This window comes from Lysobacter olei (assembly GCF_054777355.1).
In genome coordinates, this window is sequence record NZ_BAAHAT010000005.1 from 226,884 (window position 1) to 244,361 (window position 17,478).

The following is a 17,478-nucleotide window of genomic DNA, read 5'->3' on the forward strand; positions in this document are numbered from 1 at the left end:
ATCAGTCACGGTAGCGCTTCAGCAGGTCGCCGTAGGCGTCGATGCGACGGTCGCGCAGCAACGGCCAGATGCGGCGCACGTGCTCGCTGCGTCCCATGTCGACCTCGGCCATCAGGATTTCGGCATCGGTGGTGCTGGCCTCGGCGATGAACTCGCCCTGCGGGCCGAGCACGTGGCTCGTGCCCCAGAAATCGATGCCGGCCGCATCCATCGGCGACTGTTCGTGGCCGATGCGGTTGCACGACAGCACGGGCAGGCCGTTGGCCACGGCGTGGCCACGGTGGCTCAACACCCATGCACCGCGCTGGCGGTCCTTCTCGGCCTGCTCATCGGTCGGATCCCAACCGATCGCGGTGGGGTACAGCAGCATCTCGGCGCCGGCCAGCGCCATCAGGCGCGCACCTTCCGGGTACCACTGGTCCCAGCACACCATCACGCCCAGACGGCCCACCGAGGTGTTGATCGGCTCGAAACCCAGGTCGCCGGGCGTGAAGTAGAACTTCTCGTAGAAGCCCGGATCGTCCGGGATGTGCATCTTGCGGTACTTGCCAGCGGTCGAGCCGTCGGCATCGAACACCACCGCGGTGTTGTGGTAAAGCCCAGCGGCGCGCTTCTCGAACAGTGAACTCACCAGCACCACCTTGTGCTGCTTCGCCAACGCGCCAAGACGCTCGGTGCTCGGGCCGGGGATCGGTTCGGCCAGGTCGAATTCGTTGACCGACTCGTGCTGGCAGAAATACGGCCCGTTATGCAGTTCCTGCAGCAGGACCAGCTTGGCGCCACGCTTGGCGGCCTCGGCCACGCGGTCCTCGATGTTGGCGAGGTTCGCCTCGCGGCTGCCGTGGTCTCGGTCCTGGATCAGGGCGACGGGGAGGGTGGTGGGCTTGGCCATCGGGAGAGGTCTCCGGTGCGGGGCGACAGGCGCGTCAATGCGGCGCCTATTGTGCCGGGTCGGGGATGAGGGTGCTGCTGACGATGCGCCCGGAAGGGGCGCATGGGTGGGGGCTAACGAACGGAAGGCGAGGGGACCTGCGCACCTCGCTCTTCCGGGATCAGGCGGCCAGGCCCGCCGGCAGTTGCATGGTGATGCAGTGCAGGCTGCCGTTCTGCCAGATCAGCGGGCGACACGGGACCGCCACGATCTCGCGATCCGGGAAGGCCTTCTGCAGCACCGCCACCGCATCTGCATCCGCCCTGTCACCATAGGCCGGCATCAACACGGCGCCGTTGATGATGAGGAAATTGGCGTAGCTCGCGGCAAGTCGGCGACCGTCGTCCAGAATCGGCTCGGCCCAAGGCAGTTCGAACAGGCGATAGGGCTCGCCGGCCCGCGTGCGCAGCGCCGCCAGTTCCCGGCCCATTGCCTGCAACTCTTCGTAATGGGCGTCGGTGGGGTCGCTGCAGCCCTGGTAAACGATGGCATCGTCCGACGCAAAGCGGGCCAGGGTGTCGATGTGGGCGTCAGTGTCGTCGCCTTCCAGGTAGCCGTGGTCCAGGCACAGCACGCGGTCCTGGTGCAGCCAACCGGCCAGCTTGGCGGTCAACTCTTCGCGCGGGTGGCCCGGGTGGCGCTCGCTCAAGCACTTCCAGGTGGTGAGTAGCGTGCCACGACCATCGGTCTCAATGGCGCCGCCTTCCAGTGCAAAATCAATGCGTTGGCGCGTACTGTTAACGAAGATTCCCTGTTCGTCGAGGTGCTCGACCAGTTCATCGTCCTGGTTGGCTTCGTACTTGCCGCCCCAGCCGGTAAAGCGGAAATCGAGCAGGGTGAACCCGCCACCATCGCGTTTGAGCGAGATGGGGCCGGAGTCGCGCAGCCAGGTGTCGTCGTAGGGGGCGGTGATGAACGTGACCCGGCCCATGTCGATCCGTGCGGACGACAAGCGGGCGCGTGCGTACGCCTCCACGTCATCGTCGGCCACGCACACCAGCGCCGGCTGGAAGCGGGTGATGGCCGCGACCAGGGCGATGTAGGTCTCTTCGACCTCCCCAAGGCGATCAGCCCAATCGGTGTCGGCGTTGGGCCAGGCAATCAGGACGGCGGACTGGGGTTCCCATTCCGCGGGGAAGCGCAGGGCGTTGTTGGTCATCGGTTCTCGGGATCAGCGGATGGGGGGCTTCGGGCCGACCTCGGTCGCGTCCGACTTCACGGCGACGGCATCGATGACCTTGGACTTCTCGAAATAGACGACGAAATTGGGGTAGGTCCAGCGGTTGATGGTCGGCCATTGGCGCTTCTGGCCGCCGCGCGGCTCAAGCTTCTCGCTCGGGGCGCCGTACTTGGCTTCCACCTGGGCCATGGTCATGCCGCGGGCGGGCATGGCCGCCTTGTTTTCCTCGCTCACGCGCTCGATCAGCAGCGTGTCGCCGGTGGTCACGGTGGTGGCCTGGTCGCTGGTCACGGCGACAGCAGTGTCCTGGGCGACGGCGGCGCCCGCCAAGCCCAGCAGGGTGAACAACGAGGCAGCTACGATGCGGGTGTTCATGGTGGCACTCCCTACCTGATGGATTGGCTGATGTGGACCGGCCGATTGTACGCACAGCAGCGGCGGGCGCGGCAGCGTGCGGGCGTCACGCTATCAGTCTCTGGTGATGGCGCGGTGCACGGCCCATAACGCAGAAAGCCGCCTTGCGGCGGCTTTCCAGTCGTGATGCCTGCCTGCTGCGGACATGCCGGGCAGGGGGCATCCCGGCTCTTAGCGCTGACGCGCCTTGAAACGCGGGTTCGACTTGCAGATCACGAAGACCTTGCCACGGCGGCGAACGACCTTGCAGTCGCGGTGACGGGTCTTCGCCGACTTCAGGGAGGACAGGACCTTCATGACAGACCTCGGCAAACGGGAGTGGGATAAATCAGCCCGCTATTCTAGCTTGGGTTTTTCAATATGTTCAAGTGGTTGGAGTTTTGGGGTTGTGGGTGGGCGCCGGGGCGCACGGGGTTGCTGCTCGGCTCCATCGGCGCATCCTGCGCCGAGTCGCCGGCGCAGGCCACCCATGGCCTGCTTTTCGCAACCCCATGCCCCCCGGCATCCGCCATGCCGTCCAGTGGTGGAGGGGGAAGCAAAAAAGCAGGGGTGGTGGGGTGCATAATCTCCTTCATGAACGAGACTCCTATCCCTGTACTCACCATTGATGGTCCCTCCGGCTCCGGCAAGGGGACGGTCAGTCGGCTCGTTGCCCAGAAGCTGGGGTGGCATTACCTCGATTCGGGCGCGCTGTACCGTGCGGTGGGCGTGGCCGCGGGTTGGGGCGACATTGATCTTGCCGACCCTTCGGCGCTCGTTCGCTGCACATTCGATACCGATATCGCTTTTATCGAAGACGAGGACACGCGGGAATTGCGGATCATCGTGGATGGCGTCGACGCCACCGATGAGTTGCGTACGGAGACCGCGGGTGCCGCCGCGTCGGCGATCGCCGCCGTGCCGGAGGTTCGGGCCGCCCTGAAGGACCGTCAAAGGGCCTTCCGCCGCGCCCCGGGCCTGGTGGCGGATGGGCGCGACATGGGCACCGTCATCTTCCCCGATGCCGCCTTCAAGGTGTTCCTGACCGCCAGCGCCGAAGAGCGGGCGGAGAGGCGGTATAAGCAGTTGAAGGATAAAGGGGTTTCCGTTACATTTGACGGTCTGCTGCGGGAGATCCTTGCCCGCGACGCCCGCGATGCCAGTCGCGCGGTGGCCCCTTTGCGGCCGGCCGATGACGCCGTCCACATCGACACCACCGGCCAAGGCATCGACGAAGTCGTACGACGCGTGCTGGCCATCGTGCCGGCGCGCTGACGTTCTACTTCACGCCACAGGCGACTTCCTTCGCGGCAGAAGGTCCGATCCGCAATTCCGCGGACGGTTCAATCCAACCAACACATGGTGCAGCGTCATCGCACCACATCAATGGGTGGGTCGACCACGGCTTGCTTGACCATCAATCCAGATGGCCTGCCAACCGGTGCGGCCCGTGTGTTCAACCGAGTATTACTCCAATGACCGAATCATTTGCAGAACTGTTCGAGCAGAGTCAGCAATTCCTGACCAAGCTGAAGCCGGGCGCCATCGTCGTCGGTACCGTTGTCGACGTCCGCGGCGACGTGGTCGTGATCAACGCCGGCCTGAAGTCCGAAGGCATCGTGCCGATCGAACAGTTCCGTAACGACGCCGGCGAAATCGACGTGGGCATCGGCGACCAGGTGAAGGTTGCCCTCGACTCCATCGAGAACGGCTTTGGCGAAACCGTCCTGTCGCGCGAGAAGGCCAAGCGCGCCATGGTGTGGGACGAACTCGAGGAAGCCCTCGAGAAGAACGAGACCATCACCGGCCGCATCAGCGGCAAGGTCAAGGGCGGTTTCACCGTCGACATCAAGGATGTCCGCGGCTTCCTGCCGGGTTCGCTGGTCGACGTGCGCCCGGTGCGCGACTCGACCTACCTGGAAGGCAAGGAACTCGAGTTCAAGCTCATCAAGCTGGACCGCAAGCGCAACAACATCGTCGTCTCCCGCCGCGCGGTGGTCGAGAGCGAGCATTCGGAAGAGCGCGAGCAGCTGCTCGAGAAGCTGGTCGAGGGCGCCATCCTCAAGGGTGTCGTCAAGAACCTCACCGATTACGGTGCGTTCGTTGACCTGGGCGGCATCGACGGCCTGCTGCACATCACTGACATGGCGTGGAAGCGCGTGCGTCATCCGTCCGAGGTCGTGGAAGTCGGCCAGGAGCTGGACGTCCGCGTGCTCAAGTACGACCGCGAGCGCAACCGCGTCAGCCTGGGCCTGAAGCAGCTGGGCGAGGATCCGTGGGACAACATCGCCCGTCGCTACCCGGCCAACACCCGCGTGTTCGGCAAGGTCTCCAACGTCACTGATTACGGTGCGTTCGTCGAGATCGAGCCGGGCGTGGAAGGCCTGGTGCACGTGTCCGAGATGGACTGGACCAACAAGAACGTCAACCCGTCCAAGATCGTGCAGGTCGGCGACGAGGTTCAGGTCATGGTCCTGGACGTCGACGAGGAGCGTCGCCGCATCTCGCTGGGCATGAAGCAGGTCACCAGCAACCCGTGGGAAACCTTCTCCGTGCTGCACAAGAAGGGCGACAAGGTGGAAGGCCAGATCAAGTCGATCACCGACTTCGGCATCTTCATCGGCCTGGACGGTGGCATCGACGGTCTGGTGCACCTGTCGGATATCAGCTGGAACACCACCGGCGAAGACGTGGTCCGCAACTACAAGAAGGGCGACACGCTGGAAGCCGTGGTGCTTGCCGTTGATCCGGAGCGTGAGCGTATCTCGCTGGGCATCAAGCAGCTGGAGCAGGACCCGATGGGTCACTTCGTTGCCTCCAATGCCAAGGGTTCGATCGTCAAGGGCATCGTGAAGGAAGTCGACGCCAAGGGCGCCACCGTCGAGCTGGAAGGCGGCATCGAGGGCTATATCGCAGCCCGCGACATCGCCCGCGAGCGCATCGACGACGCCTCGCAGCACCTGAAGGTCGGCCAGGAAGTCGAAGCCAAGATCATCGGCAACGACCGCAAGGGCCGCTCCATGCAGCTGTCGATCAAGGCGAAGGACTACGCGGAAGAGGCCGAGGCAATGGCCGATTACAACCGTCAGTCCGCTGAGGCTTCGAGCGGCACCACCAAGCTGGGCGCGCTGCTGCGCGAGCAGCTGAACAAGGGCGAGTAATCTGCCCTGAGCAGTACCGGAGGCGGCCCGACCACGGTCGGGCCGCCTTCCGCATGTTGTGTGATCCAACCTTGCGAGCACCGCGAACTCCATGACCAAGTCCGAACTGATCGAGATCCTGTCGCAGCGTCAGGCGCACCTGAAGGGTGACGACGTGGATCTGGCGGTGAAGGCCTTGCTGGAGATGATGGGCGGCTCGCTGTCGTCCGGGGAGCGGATCGAGATCCGCGGCTTCGGCAGTTTTTCCCTGCATTACCGCCCGCCGCGCCTGGGCCGCAACCCGAAGACGGGTGAGTCGGTGGCGCTGCCGGGCAAGCATGTCCCGCACTTCAAGCCCGGCAAGGAACTGCGCGAGCGCGTCAGCGATGTCGTGCCACTGGACGAGCAGGCCTGATCCAGCCCCCGCAGGGTCAAAAGGCGCCGCGGTTAGCTGAATGAGGGGCGAAAGGTCGGCTAAGCTAGCCTGACTGTCCAGGCCACGGAGTTCGGCATGCGATTGATTCGTTTCCTGGTGGCCTTGGCCTGCTTGCTGGTCGGCGCGACGTTGGGCGCGCTCAACCGCCAGTCGGCGATCGTGGATGTGGGCTTCGCGACGGTGTCGACCACGCTGGGCGTGGCATTGATCGTGGCCCTGTTGCTTGGTGTGCTCGCAGGTGGTCTTTCGGTCACGTTTGGCGTGGTCATGCCGCTACGTCGTCGCTTGACGCGCGCCACGCGTCTAGCGCCGGCCAAATCCCCATCCCCCGAGGCCTGACAATGGCGTTCATCAGCGAGTGGTTCTGGTTCTTCCTGTTGTTGCCGTTGGCCGCGGCCAGTGGCTGGGTGATCGGCCGCCGTGGCGGTGAGCGCCACAGCAGTACCCAGATCAGCCGGCTGTCAACGACCTATTTCCGCGGCCTGAACTACCTGCTCAACGAACAGCCGGACAAGGCCATCGACCTGTTCCTGCATATCGCGGAACTGGACAAGGACACGTTCGAAACCCAGGTGGCCCTGGGGCATCTGTTCCGCCGTCGCGGTGAGGTCGATCGCGCGATTCGCCTGCACCAGGCGCTGGCCCAGCGCCCGGGCCTGAATGACGCCCAGAAGATCCAGGCGCTGCTGGCCTTGGGCGAAGACTACATGCGCGCCGGTTTGTTGGACCGAGCAGAAACGGTGTTTGGCGATCTGGCTGCGCTGGATGCGCGCGCTCCGCTGGCGCTGCGCCACCTGATTGGCATCTACCAGGCGGAACGGGACTGGGACAAGGCGATCGAGAACGCGCGCCAGTTCGAAGCGGCCACGGGCGAATCGATGGGCAAGCTGATCGCCCAGTTCGAATGCGAGATCGCCGAACGCCACCGCTCGGCGGGCGACATGGGGGCCGCCCGTGCAGCCGTGGTACGCGCCTACGAAGCCGACGCCAACTCAGTGCGCGCGGGAATGATCGAGGGCCGGATCGAAACCGAAAGCGGGAATGATGCGGGTGCCATCCGTGCCTTTGAACGCGCTGCACGCGTTGATCCCGATTACCTACCTGACATTCTGCCTTTGCTGCTTGCCTGTTACGAACAGGTAGGGGATACGCCCGGAGCGCGGAAGTTCCTCGCGGAAATGACCGAGCACTACCGCGGCATTTCCCCTGTGTTGGCATTGACGCGGATGGTGGAGGCCGATGACGGCGTGCCCGCGGCGCGTGCCTATCTGGCGCAGCAATTGAAGGACCGGCCTTCGGTGCGAGGTGAGGCGGCACTGATCGATCTGTCGCTGGCAGAAGGCGCCGATCCCACCGCGACCTTGAACGATCTGAAGCACATCACGGATCAGCTGCTGGTTCGCAACCCGAGCTACCGCTGCAATCGCTGTGGGTTTGGCGCCCGCAGCCACCACTGGCAATGCCCGAGTTGCAAGGAGTGGGGTTCGGTCAAGCCACTGCTCAATTACGCGGTGGTTTGAGCCGGATGCTTTATGCGGTCATTGCGGCTTGGTTGATTGGCACGGTCGGCACCGCGTTGGCGATCCGCTACGCTCACGCCCGCGCCCTCATGGACCAGCCAGGAGACCGTCGGAGCCATGAAGTGCCGACGCCTCGCGGCGGTGGCGTGGCGATCGTGGCCGCGGTCGTGGCCGTGGGCATTGGCCTGCTGGTCGCTCGTTGGGGGGGCGAAAGCGAACAGTTGAGCCTGGTCTTGCCGTTTTTGGCGGGATGCGGGCTCGTGGCGGCGATAGGGTGGGCGGATGACCATCGGCCGCTCCCGGCATTCGTTCGATTATTGATGCACGTCCTGGCCGCCGGTATTTTCGCCGGGGCGTTGTGGGTGGAGACGAAACAGCCCGCATTGGCCCTTCTGGGTTTCGCCGCCCCACTGGTCCTGACGAACGTCTGGAACTTCATGGACGGGATCAATGGCATCGCTGCCACCCAGACGGTGGTGGTCGCCGTATTTTTCTCCCTGGCGCTGTCGGGTGCCTGGATGGCATTGGCCTTGGTCACGGCCGCCGCGACCTGGGGATTCCTGCCCTACAACTTCCCTCGGGCGCGAGTGTTCATGGGGGACGTGGGCAGCGGCGCCATCGGCTTTGCCCTCGGCTGTCTGGCGACGGCGGCGGCGTGGCAGGTGCTGGCGTCAGCGCCGTCGCGGGTTTCGGTCTTGTTGCTCGCCATGCCGTTCTCCGCGTTCCTTGTTGACACGACCTTGACGTTGGCGGGGCGCATCCTCCGCGGGGAGCCCTGGTGGACGCCCCATGTCCTGCACGCCTACCAAGGCGCCGCGCGCAAGGTGGGCCATGGGCGGGTAACGATGGGGTTCCTAGGTTGGACAATGCTCGCCTGCGGGCTCGCATTGCTGACTTGGTCGCGATCAGAATTTTTCGTCATCGCCACCGTTACCGGCTGGTATACCCTTGGCGCAATTCTGTGGCTGCTGCTTCAGCGGTGGGCCCGGGCACAACCTCTCGTTGTCAGGAGCAGGAACCGCGCATGAGCGCATGGCGTGATCGTTGGGCAGGATGGGCGCCGAGACTGGCGGTGGTAGCACACGATCTGACGATGGTGTGGGTGGTTTGGCAGGTTCTGCATCGTTTGCGGTACGCGACGATGGCGACGCCCTTGTCGATGCCGTTGTGGTCCACCGAAATCACCTTGGTACTCGTCGCGCAGGGGCTGGTCTTCTGGCAGGTCGGCCTTTACCGCGGCCTCTGGCGTTTTGCCAGCCTCCCCGACCTCGTCAATATCGTCAAAGCGTCTGCGCTGGGCCTGGTGACCATCGGTGTCACGCTATTTCTCTACAACCGCGGCGAACTCATTTCCCGGGCCGCATTGCTGCTCTATCCCCTCGCGCTGACCGGCATGCTGGGCACGCCCCGGATCCTCTTCAGGAGTTGGAAGGACCACAGCAGTGAGCGCGCGCTGCGTGAGGATGCCGTGCGCACGCTGATCTTGGGCGCAGGGCAGGCGGGCGAAGCCCTCGTCCGTGACCTGCGACGGTCGGGTCATTACCAGCCCGTCGGTTTCCTGGACGATGCGGCCCGCTTGCGGGGGACCCTGGTCCACGGTGTCCCGGTATTGGGACGATTGGACGAAGTGTTCCGGATCGCCCGCGAGACCGCCGCGCGGCTGCTGGTCATTGCTATTCCTTCCGCTGAAGCATCCACGGTGCAGCGTGTCGTCGCCGAATGCGAAAAGTCCGGTATTCCGTTCCGGATGGTCCCCAACCTGCACGATGTGCTGGAAGGACGCGCCTTGCCTGGCCAACTGAAGGAAGTGGCCATTGAGGATCTGCTCGGCCGCCAGCCGGTGCTGCCCGATTGGCGCGCCATCCGCGAGTGGCTGGGCGGTCGTTCCGTCCTTGTCACCGGCGCCGGGGGCTCGATTGGTTCGGAACTCTGCCGACAATGCGCGCGCCACGGTTCCCGGCGGCTTGCGCTGGTGGAGATCAATGAGCTCGCGTTGGTCACCGCTCATTCCGCCTTGCGCCGGGACTTCCCCGACGTCGAGCTGATCCCGATCCTGGGCGACTGCGGGGACCCGGCGGTCATGCGCCACGCCATGGAGCTTGTTCGTCCAGATACGGTCTTCCACGCCGCCGCATACAAGCATGTGCCCTTGCTCGAAGGGCAGATGCGCGAAGCCGTGCGCAACAATGTGCTGACGACCGAGACGGTCGCGGCGGCCAGTGTCGACGCCGGTGTGGGGACTTTCGTGCTGATCTCCACCGACAAGGCCGTCGACCCGGTCAATGTCCTGGGGGCCACCAAACGCCTGGCGGAAATGACCGCGCTGGCGCTGGCGCACGGGCAGCCGACGCGTTGCGTAACCGTGCGTTTCGGCAACGTGCTCGACTCGGCCGGCAGCGTGGTTCCGTTGTTCCGCGAACAGATCCGTCGCGGCGGCCCGGTAACGGTGACCGACCCGGACGTGACCCGCTTCTTCATGACCATTCCCGAGGCGTGTGTCCTGATCCTGCAGGCCTCGGCGATGGGCACCCACGAGGCTATCTATACGCTGGATATGGGGGAGCCGGTCGCAATCCGGGTACTGGCCGAGCAGATGATCCGACTGGCGGGAAAGCAGCCGGGACGCGATGTCGCCATCATGTACACGGGATTGCGTCCAGGCGAAAAGCTGCATGAGACGCTGTTCCATGCGGATGAGCGCTATCGCGCCACATCACACCCCAAGATCCTGCTCGCCGAGCCGCGGGACGTGCCGTTCGCACAGGTGCGAAAGGCGCTTGTCTCCCTGCGTGACGCGAGCCGCGACTACGACAACCCGATGCTGGGTGAGTTGCTGCGTGCCGCCGTTCCGGAATTCACGCCCATGGCACCGAGTTTCGATATCACCGGTGGCGCTTCGACCGTGATTCCATTCCCCGGACGAGGGGGCAGGGCGTAATCCTGCTCCAGTTGAACTGTCAGATTTCGTCCGGTTTCCAGGAGATCAACGGAAATACCAAAGGACCCAGAGCGCCCAGCCCGCGAGGACGGCGGCCAGAACGAAGGCCGCGGTGCCAGCGTTCTCCAGCCGCCGGGCCCAGCGCAGCGCCGCGGCATCCCTGAGCACGCGAACGTCGCGCAATGTCTTGAATTCAAGAGGCGGAAAGCGCCCCTGCAGCCTTGAAGCGCGGCCAAGCCGGAACAGCGAAGCGCCCAATGCCGCGGCTGGAATGGCCAGCGCAAAGCCCAGCGCCGCGAGCAGGGCCCTCAGCCACTCCCGGGTCGCCAACGGGTCCGCGCCTGAAAGCTGCGTGTCCAGCCCTTGCAACCAGGCGTGCAACTGCCACAGCAACAGGGTCAGCACTGAAAGCACGGCCAAAAGGGCCCACATGCTTCGTCTGCGATATCCCTTGTCTGCGTGGTGTATTTCCATCAGCCTTCCCTCATTCATTCATGACCATCTGATCCAATCGGGATCACCATGTCCAGACCATCGGTCAGCTATTACGACGCAACCGTCCAAAGAATTCCCGGGCAGTTCCCACGCTTTGGGGGTTCAGCCGAGGTGGATGTCTGCGTCGTCGGGGGCGGTTTCGCCGGGTTGAACACAGCGCTTGGCCTTCTTGAGAGGGGCCAGCGCGATGTCCTGCTTTTGGACTCGCACCAGATCGGCCACGGGGCATCCGGGCGGAATGGCGGTTTCGTGTTCGGTGGGTATTCCCGCGGCGAGGATGCTTTGCTCCGTGACCTGGGGCCGGAAAAGGCGCGCGAGCTCTACGCCGGCACGCTGCAGGGCGTCGAAACAATCCGTACCCGCATCGCTCGCCACGGCATTGCGTGTGACCACCGCGAGGCTGGCGTGCTGTGGGCCAACTGGTTTCGGGATCCAGACGTGTTGAGTGACCGACAGCGCTTGCTTGGACAGCGCTTTGGCGCGAGTTGGGAATGGGTGCCCCGGGACGAGCTACGCCAGCGCATCAACACCAATCGCTACCACGATGGTCTGTTCGAGCCAGCGGCCTTCCACTTCCATCCGCTGAAGTACGCCTTGGGGCTCGCAGCCGCCATCCAGCGGCTCGGCGGTCGCGTGCATGAGTCCTCTCCCGCCACGCGCTTGTCGCCGGATGGCGCAGGTTGGAGGATCGACACGGCCAGTGGGTCGGTCAAGGCACGTCATGTGGTCCTGGCGTGCGGTGGCTATCTCGCGGGCCTCGTGCGACGCGTGGACGCCGCAGTGCTGCCCATTGCAACGTACGTCATGGTGACTGAACCGCTGGGCGGCCGGATGCGGGACATCCTCCAGACCGACGCCGCGGTTTACGACACGCGGTTCGCATTCGACTATTACCGGCCACTCCCTGACACCCGCCTGTTGTGGGGCGGCCGGATATCCATCCTGGACCGTTCGGCGAATGCTGTGGAGCGATTGCTGCGCCGCGACCTGCTCAAGGTGTTTCCGCAGTTGGACGGGATCCGTGTTGACCACGCGTGGTCGGGGCTGATGAGCTACGCGCGGCACCAGATGCCGCAGATCGGCGAAATCGCTCCGGGCCTGTGGCTGGCCCAGGCCTTTGGCGGGCATGGGGTCGCCCCCACGACGCATGCGGGTGACGTCGTGGCCTCTGCCATCGCGGAAGGCGACACGCGATGGAAAGCGTTCTCCAACTATGGACTGGTCTCCGCGCTGAAGCCTGCCGGGTTCATGGGCGCGCAGTTGAGCTATTGGTGGGCAGAGGCCCGCGATGGCTGGAAGGATTGGCGCGAACGCATGGCGGGCGCCTGACATGACAACGGCGCCACCGGGGCGCCGTTGTCGAATCCGCATGCTTCGCGGTTCGCGTTACAGGGACTCGAAGATCCCCGCCGCGCCCATGCCGGTGCCGATGCACATCGTCACCATGCCGTACTTCTGCTGGCGACGGCGCAGGCCGTGGACGATCGTGGCGGTGCGGACCGCGCCCGTGGCGCCCAGCGGATGGCCTAGGGCAATGGCGCCGCCGAGCGGGTTGACCTTGGCCGGATCCAAGCCGCAATCGCGGATTACCGCCAGCGCCTGAGCGGCGAAGGCTTCGTTGAGTTCGATCCAGTCCAGCTGATCCTGGGTCAGGCCCGCCTGCTTCAAGGCCTTCGGGATCGCGGCGATCGGGCCGATACCCATCACTTCCGGACGCACACCGGCCACCGAGAAGCTGACAAAGCGCGCCAGCGGGGTCAGGCCGTAGTCCTTGATGGCCTGCTCGGAGGCCAGTAGCACCGCACCGGCACCGTCGGACATCTGCGAGCTGTTGCCGGCGGTCACGCTGCCGCCAAACATGCCATTGCGGAACACCGGCTTGAGCTTGGCCAGCCCCTCGATCGACGAGTCGGCGCGCGGGCCTTCGTCCAGTTCCACTAGCGCCTTCTTCAGGCGGATGGTGTTGCCGGCGAGGTCCGGGATGCGCGAGATCACCTCATACGGGCTGATCTCGGCCTTGAACTCGCCGCCCTGGATGGCGGCAATGGCCTTCTGGTGCGAGGCGAGGGCGAACGCGTCCTGCTCCTCGCGGGACACCTTCCATTCCTCCGCGACCTTCTCGGCCGTGATGCCCATGCCGTAGGCGATCGCCACGTTCTCGTCCTTGGCGAACACCTGCGGGCTGAGCGCGACCTTGTTGCCCATCATCGGCACCATCGACATCGACTCGGTGCCGCCGGCCAGCATCAGGTCGGCGTGGCCCAAGCGGATCTGGTCCGCCGCCATGGCCACGGCCTGCAGACCCGAGGAGCAGAAACGGTTGATGGTCTGCGCCGCGATGGTGTTGGGCAGGCCGGCCAGCAGTGCGCCGATGCGCGCCACGTTCATGCCTTGCTCGCCCTCTGGCATGGCGCAGCCGATGATGGCGTCATCGATGCGGTTGACGTCGATGCCCGGGGCCTGCGCGACCACCGACTTGAGCACGTGGGCGAGCATCTCGTCGGGCCGGGTGTTGCGGAACACCCCACGCGGGGCCTTGCCCACCGGGGTGCGGGTGGCGGCGACGATGTAGGCGTCTTGAACTTGCTTGGTCATGTCTGTGTGTCCTGTGTCGTCGTCGCTCAGTTGCGCAGCGGCTTGCCGGTCTTGAGCATGTGGGCGATGCGCTCCTGGGTCTTGGGCATCTGCGCCAAGGCCACGAAGTGCTCGCGCTCAAGCTTCAGCAGCCACTCCTCGTCCACGATCGAACCGCGGTCCACCTCGCCGCCGCAGAGGACGGTGGCGATGCGGGTCGCGATCTCGTAGTCGTGCGGGGAGATGAAGCGGCCTTCCAGCATGTTCACCAGCATCATCTTGAAGGTGGCGATGCCGACGTCGCCCGCGACGCGGATGGCGCGGGCGGGCAGGGGCGGACGGTAGCCCGACTCGGCCAGCGCGCGGGCCTGCTGCTTGGCCACGTACAGCAGTTCGTGGGCGTGGAAGACCACCACGTCGCTGTCGCGGGCCAGCTTGAGGTTGCGCGCCTCGAACGCCGAGGCCGACACCTTGCCCATGGCCACGCTCTCGAACGCCGTCTTGAGTTCGGCGAACACGTCACCGTTCGGGCCGGCCTTCTCGGAGGCGCGTACCGCGAACTCCTTCAGGCCGCCGCCGGCCGGCAGCAGGCCCACGCCGGCCTCGACCAGCCCGATGTAGCTTTCCAGTGCCAACACGGTACGGGCCGAATGCATCTGGAATTCGCAGCCGCCGCCCAGCGCCAGGCCGCGCACCGCGGCCACCACCGGCACCTGCGCATACTTGATGCACTGGCTGGCCTTTTGGAAGTCGGCGACCATCGCCTCGAACTCGGCCACCTTGCCGGCCTGCAGCAGGCCCAGCGCGCCGGCCAGGTCGGCACCGGCGGAGAACGGCTCCTTCGGCTGCCAGATCACCAGGCCCTTGAACTTCTGTTCGGCGATGGCGATGGCCTGCTGGATGCCCTGCAGCACCTGGTCGGAAACGGTGTGCATCTTGGTCTTGAAACTGACCACGGCGATGTCGTCGCCCTCGTCGGCCCACAGGCGGATGCCGTCGTTCTCGAACACGGTGACGCCCTGCGAGAACTTCTCGCCCAGCAGCGGGTCGGGGAAGCGCTGGCGCTGGTACACCGGATTGGACGAGCGCGGCACTATCGTGTTGCGGCCCGGGCTGAAACTGCCGGCCGTGCCATGCACGCCCTCGCGGCCATCGAACACCCAGTTGGGCAGCGGCGCGTTGCTCATGGCTTCGCCTTGGACGATGTCCTCGGCGATCCAGTCGGCGACCTGCTTCCAGCCGGCGGCCTGCCAGCTTTCGAACGGGCCCATCGACCAGCCGTAGCCCCAGCGCATGGCGAGGTCGACGTCACGCGCGGTGTCGGCGATCGACTCCAGGTGGAAGGCGCTGTAGTGGAAGGTGTCGCGGAAGCAGGCCCACAGGAACTTGGCCTGCGGGTGCTCGCTGGCACGCAGCGCGGCGAACTTCTTCGCCGGGTCGCGCTCCTTGAGCAGGGCGGCGACCTCGGCGTCCTGCTCACCGGCCTGGGCGCGGTAGTCCTGCGCCTTCAGGTCCAGCACCAGGATGTCCTTGCCACGCTTGGTGTACACGCCGGCGCCGGTCTTCTGGCCGAGTGCGCCCTTCTCGATCAGCGCCAGCAGCCACTTGGGCGCCTGGAAATAGCGGTGCCACGGATCCTCGGGCAGGGTGTCGGCCATCGTCTTGATGACGTGGGCCATGGTGTCCAGACCGACCACGTCCGCGGTGCGGTAGGTGGCGGACTTCGGTCGGCCGATGGCGGGGCCGGTCAGCGCGTCGACGGTGTCGAAGCCGAGGCCCAGCTGTTCGGTGTGGTGCATGGCCGCCAGCATGGAGAACACGCCGATACGGTTGCCGATGAAGTTCGGGGTGTCCTTGGCGATCACCACGCCCTTGCCGAGGGTGGTGGTCAGGAAGGTCTCGAGGTTCTCGAGCACCGAAGCGTCGGTGGTGCGGGCCGGGATCAGTTCGGCCAGGTGCATGTAGCGCGGCGGGTTGAAGAAGTGCACGCCACAGAAGCGGTGGCGCAGTTCTTCCGGCAACACCTCGGCCAGCTTGTTGATGCCCAGGCCCGAGGTGTTGGACGCCAGCACGGTATGCGCCGGCACGAACGGGGCGATCTTCTTGTACAGGTCCTGCTTCCAGTCCATCCGCTCGGCGATGGCCTCGATGATCAGGTCGCAGCCCTTGAGCAGTTCCAGCCCTGTCTCGTAGTTGGCCGGCACGATGCGCTCGGCCAGCGCCTTGTCCGCCAGCGGAGCAGGGCTCAGCTTGGCCAGGTTGGCGATGGCCTTGGTGACCACCCCGTTGGGGTCGCCTTCCTTCGCCGGCAGGTCGAACAGCACCGTGTCGACGCCGGCATTGGTGAGGTGGGCCGCAATCTGGGCGCCCATCACACCGGCGCCCAGGACGGCGGCGCGGCGTACAAGTAGTTTGTTAAACATTACTTGCAACTCCTTGGAATAAAACACAATTCAGTTGTCGAATTGGTGGGGTGGAATGCGTCGCCCGCGGTGGGCTGGCGGGTTCAGCTCTTGAAGCCCGCCGCGCTGAAGCGGATCAGTTCCCGGGCGGCGCGCTCGCGGTGCGCGGCTTCGGAAACGCCCGCGGGACGCTTGATAAGTCCGAAATCCGCCATGGCGTAGGTCAGCGCGCCGGCCAGGAAGTCCAGGCGCCAGTACAGCTCTTCCTTGCTCAGACCCGGCACGGCCGTGGCGATGGCCTTGGCGAATTCGCGCAGCACGTGGCCATAGTGGTCGGACAGGAATTTGCGCAGGTTGTCGTTCTTCTCGGCGTACGCGCGCGCGACCACGCGGACGAAGGCGCCGCCACCGTGGCGATCCTGCGCCATGGCCAGGGCCGGCTCGACGAAGGCCGCCAGGATCGGCTCCAGTTCGCCTGGATGCTGTTCCAGCGCGGTCTTGAGCGCGCCGAGGCGGTTGACGCTCATCTCGTCCATGCGTCGACGGAACACCTCGTTGACGAGGTTTTCCTTGCTGCCGAAGTGGTAGTTGACGGCCGCGATGTTCACGTCCGCCAGGCTGGTGACCTGCCGGAGCGAAGTGCCTGCGAAGCCGAACTGGGCGAAGAGTTCCTCGGCGGCGCCGAGGATCCGGTCCTTGGTGGAGAAGTGGGCGGACGTAGCCATGTGCACATTCCTGAATCAAACGCTTGTTTGATGCTAGCCCCGCGCGGGCGGTGCGTCAATGCAAACGTGTTCGCCGGCTGCAAAATGCCACCGCGATCCGTTAGAATTACCTCAGCCTCGTTGGCTAAACCCGCGATTTGTCGCGGGTTTTTCTGTTATCCTCGGGCGCGAACCCATTCAAGTTCAGCGGCCCGCCTACCCGGAGACTTCCCATGGCGCTGGAGCGCACCCTGTCCATCATCAAGCCCGATGCCGTTGCCAAGAACGTGATCGGCGAGATCTACACCCGCTTCGAGAAGGCCGGCCTGAAGGTCGTCGCTTCCAAGATGAAGCAGCTCTCGCGCGCCGAGGCCGAAGGCTTCTACGCCGTGCACCGTGAGCGTCCGTTCTTCAACGCGCTGGTCGAGTTCATGATCTCCGGCCCGGTGATGATCCAGGTCCTGCAGGGCGAGAACGCCATGCAGAAGAACCGCGACCTGATGGGCGCCACCAACCCGAAGGAAGCCGCCGCCGGCACCATCCGCGCCGACTTCGCCGACAGCATCGACGCCAACGCCGTGCACGGTTCGGACAGCGTGGAGAACGCCGCGATCGAGATCGCGTACTTCTTCCCGGCCACCGACGTCTACGCCCGTTGATTGACCGGTTGGTCGGCGGGTTCCCCCGCCGGCCAACATTGCAGGAACCGCCATGACCACCCCGCGCGCCACCATCGACCTCAAGCTTGCCGATGCTCCCGATGCA

17 protein-coding genes are annotated in these 17,478 nt (G+C 65.3%); 9 read left to right on the forward strand and 8 right to left on the reverse strand.

The genetic code is table 11. From position 1 onward, the window contains the following. Window position 1: 1 nt before the first annotated feature. The 4 genes from ACYVBS_RS09390 to ykgO form a co-directional block, all read right to left on the reverse strand. The gene (locus ACYVBS_RS09390) at window positions 2–892 is read right to left on the reverse strand and encodes a carbon-nitrogen hydrolase (protein ID WP_460823263.1); all 891 of its coding nucleotides are present in this window, start codon (window positions 890–892) and stop codon (window positions 2–4) included. Window positions 893–1,052: 160 nt separating this feature from the next. Then, entirely contained in the window at window positions 1,053–2,090 is a 1,038-nt protein-coding gene (locus tag ACYVBS_RS09395) for an agmatine deiminase family protein (protein ID WP_460823265.1), read from the reverse strand. Window positions 2,091–2,102: 12 nt separating this feature from the next. Next, window positions 2,103–2,486: a hypothetical protein gene (locus ACYVBS_RS09400; protein ID WP_460823267.1), complete on the reverse strand. Its 384-nt coding sequence runs from the start codon at window positions 2,484–2,486 to the stop codon at window positions 2,103–2,105. Between the two features lie 210 nt (window positions 2,487–2,696). Then, the gene (gene ykgO / locus ACYVBS_RS09405; RefSeq protein ID WP_005913193.1) at window positions 2,697–2,822 is read right to left on the reverse strand and encodes a type B 50S ribosomal protein L36; all 126 of its coding nucleotides are present in this window, start codon (window positions 2,820–2,822) and stop codon (window positions 2,697–2,699) included. Window positions 2,823–3,098: 276 nt separating this feature from the next. Between ykgO and cmk the strand changes: the two genes are divergently transcribed. From cmk to ACYVBS_RS09440, 7 genes are all read left to right on the forward strand, one after another. Beyond that, complete coding sequence (gene cmk, locus ACYVBS_RS09410) at window positions 3,099–3,779, forward strand: (d)CMP kinase (RefSeq protein ID WP_460823400.1); 681 nt, start codon at window positions 3,099–3,101, stop codon at window positions 3,777–3,779. A 200-nt stretch (window positions 3,780–3,979) separates the two neighbouring features. After that, entirely contained in the window at window positions 3,980–5,665 is a 1,686-nt protein-coding gene (gene rpsA / locus ACYVBS_RS09415) for a 30S ribosomal protein S1 (RefSeq protein WP_460823268.1), read from the forward strand. A gap of 91 nt (window positions 5,666–5,756) precedes the next feature. Next, window positions 5,757–6,059 carry an integration host factor subunit beta gene (locus ACYVBS_RS09420; RefSeq protein WP_460823269.1) on the forward strand — a complete coding sequence of 101 codons (303 nt, stop codon included), beginning with the start codon at window positions 5,757–5,759 and terminating at the stop codon, window positions 6,057–6,059. A 96-nt stretch (window positions 6,060–6,155) separates the two neighbouring features. Continuing rightward, window positions 6,156–6,419, forward strand: coding sequence for a hypothetical protein (locus ACYVBS_RS09425; protein WP_460823270.1), 264 nt, complete (start codon window positions 6,156–6,158; stop codon window positions 6,417–6,419). Between the two features lie 2 nt (window positions 6,420–6,421). Further along, a complete protein-coding gene (lapB, locus tag ACYVBS_RS09430) occupies window positions 6,422–7,600 on the forward strand; it encodes a lipopolysaccharide assembly protein LapB (protein ID WP_460823271.1) in 1,179 nt (392 codons plus the stop codon). 5 nt (window positions 7,601–7,605) lie between these two features. Then, on the forward strand, window positions 7,606–8,628 hold the full coding sequence (locus ACYVBS_RS09435) for an MraY family glycosyltransferase (protein WP_460823272.1): 1,023 nt from the start codon (window positions 7,606–7,608) through the stop codon (window positions 8,626–8,628). After that, window positions 8,625–10,538, forward strand: coding sequence for a polysaccharide biosynthesis protein (locus ACYVBS_RS09440; protein WP_460823273.1), 1,914 nt, complete (start codon window positions 8,625–8,627; stop codon window positions 10,536–10,538). Before ACYVBS_RS09435 ends, ACYVBS_RS09440 begins: the two co-directional genes overlap by 4 nt. A gap of 45 nt (window positions 10,539–10,583) precedes the next feature. On the opposite strand, the gene ACYVBS_RS09445 is transcribed toward ACYVBS_RS09440, so the two are convergent. Further along, window positions 10,584–11,012, reverse strand: coding sequence for a hypothetical protein (locus tag ACYVBS_RS09445; RefSeq protein WP_460823275.1), 429 nt, complete (start codon window positions 11,010–11,012; stop codon window positions 10,584–10,586). Between the two features lie 48 nt (window positions 11,013–11,060). On the opposite strand from ACYVBS_RS09445, the gene ACYVBS_RS09450 reads away from it, so the two are divergent. Further along, on the forward strand, window positions 11,061–12,362 hold the full coding sequence (locus ACYVBS_RS09450) for an NAD(P)/FAD-dependent oxidoreductase (RefSeq protein WP_460823277.1): 1,302 nt from the start codon (window positions 11,061–11,063) through the stop codon (window positions 12,360–12,362). A 57-nt stretch (window positions 12,363–12,419) separates the two neighbouring features. Here the strand turns inward: ACYVBS_RS09450 and ACYVBS_RS09455 are convergent, their stop codons facing one another. From ACYVBS_RS09455 to ACYVBS_RS09465, 3 genes are all read right to left on the reverse strand, one after another. Next, window positions 12,420–13,628, reverse strand: coding sequence for an acetyl-CoA C-acyltransferase (locus ACYVBS_RS09455; RefSeq protein ID WP_460823279.1), 1,209 nt, complete (start codon window positions 13,626–13,628; stop codon window positions 12,420–12,422). Window positions 13,629–13,654: 26 nt separating this feature from the next. Then, on the reverse strand, window positions 13,655–16,030 hold the full coding sequence (locus ACYVBS_RS09460; protein WP_460823280.1) for a 3-hydroxyacyl-CoA dehydrogenase/enoyl-CoA hydratase family protein: 2,376 nt from the start codon (window positions 16,028–16,030) through the stop codon (window positions 13,655–13,657). 83 nt (window positions 16,031–16,113) lie between these two features. After that, window positions 16,114–16,734, reverse strand: coding sequence for a TetR/AcrR family transcriptional regulator (locus ACYVBS_RS09465; protein WP_460823281.1), 621 nt, complete (start codon window positions 16,732–16,734; stop codon window positions 16,114–16,116). 212 nt (window positions 16,735–16,946) lie between these two features. On the opposite strand from ACYVBS_RS09465, the gene ndk reads away from it, so the two are divergent. Beyond that, window positions 16,947–17,372 (forward strand): nucleoside-diphosphate kinase, encoded by a 426-nt coding sequence (gene ndk / locus ACYVBS_RS09470; protein ID WP_036133688.1) that lies wholly within the window; start codon window positions 16,947–16,949, stop codon window positions 17,370–17,372. Window positions 17,373–17,478: the final 106 nt, after the last annotated feature.

What these genes read in the sequence shown, in the direction of transcription:
- ACYVBS_RS09390 (WP_460823263.1), bottom strand. Translation starts at nt 892, where the DNA reads ATGGCCAAGCCCACCACCCTCCCCGTCGCCCTGATCCAGGACCGAGAC.
- ACYVBS_RS09395 (WP_460823265.1), bottom strand. Translation starts at nt 2,090, where the DNA reads ATGACCAACAACGCCCTGCGCTTCCCCGCGGAATGGGAACCCCAGTCC.
- ACYVBS_RS09400 (WP_460823267.1), bottom strand. Translation starts at nt 2,486, where the DNA reads ATGAACACCCGCATCGTAGCTGCCTCGTTGTTCACCCTGCTGGGCTTG.
- ykgO (WP_005913193.1), bottom strand. Translation starts at nt 2,822, where the DNA reads ATGAAGGTCCTGTCCTCCCTGAAGTCGGCGAAGACCCGTCACCGCGAC.
- cmk (WP_460823400.1), top strand. Translation starts at nt 3,099, where the DNA reads ATGAACGAGACTCCTATCCCTGTACTCACCATTGATGGTCCCTCCGGC.
- rpsA (WP_460823268.1), top strand. Translation starts at nt 3,980, where the DNA reads ATGACCGAATCATTTGCAGAACTGTTCGAGCAGAGTCAGCAATTCCTG.
- ACYVBS_RS09420 (WP_460823269.1), top strand. Translation starts at nt 5,757, where the DNA reads ATGACCAAGTCCGAACTGATCGAGATCCTGTCGCAGCGTCAGGCGCAC.
- ACYVBS_RS09425 (WP_460823270.1), top strand. Translation starts at nt 6,156, where the DNA reads ATGCGATTGATTCGTTTCCTGGTGGCCTTGGCCTGCTTGCTGGTCGGC.
- lapB (WP_460823271.1), top strand. Translation starts at nt 6,422, where the DNA reads ATGGCGTTCATCAGCGAGTGGTTCTGGTTCTTCCTGTTGTTGCCGTTG.
- ACYVBS_RS09435 (WP_460823272.1), top strand. Translation starts at nt 7,606, where the DNA reads ATGCTTTATGCGGTCATTGCGGCTTGGTTGATTGGCACGGTCGGCACC.
- ACYVBS_RS09440 (WP_460823273.1), top strand. Translation starts at nt 8,625, where the DNA reads ATGAGCGCATGGCGTGATCGTTGGGCAGGATGGGCGCCGAGACTGGCG.
- ACYVBS_RS09445 (WP_460823275.1), bottom strand. Translation starts at nt 11,012, where the DNA reads ATGGAAATACACCACGCAGACAAGGGATATCGCAGACGAAGCATGTGG.
- ACYVBS_RS09450 (WP_460823277.1), top strand. Translation starts at nt 11,061, where the DNA reads ATGTCCAGACCATCGGTCAGCTATTACGACGCAACCGTCCAAAGAATT.
- ACYVBS_RS09455 (WP_460823279.1), bottom strand. Translation starts at nt 13,628, where the DNA reads ATGACCAAGCAAGTTCAAGACGCCTACATCGTCGCCGCCACCCGCACC.
- ACYVBS_RS09460 (WP_460823280.1), bottom strand. Translation starts at nt 16,030, where the DNA reads ATGTTTAACAAACTACTTGTACGCCGCGCCGCCGTCCTGGGCGCCGGT.
- ACYVBS_RS09465 (WP_460823281.1), bottom strand. Translation starts at nt 16,734, where the DNA reads ATGGCTACGTCCGCCCACTTCTCCACCAAGGACCGGATCCTCGGCGCC.
- ndk (WP_036133688.1), top strand. Translation starts at nt 16,947, where the DNA reads ATGGCGCTGGAGCGCACCCTGTCCATCATCAAGCCCGATGCCGTTGCC.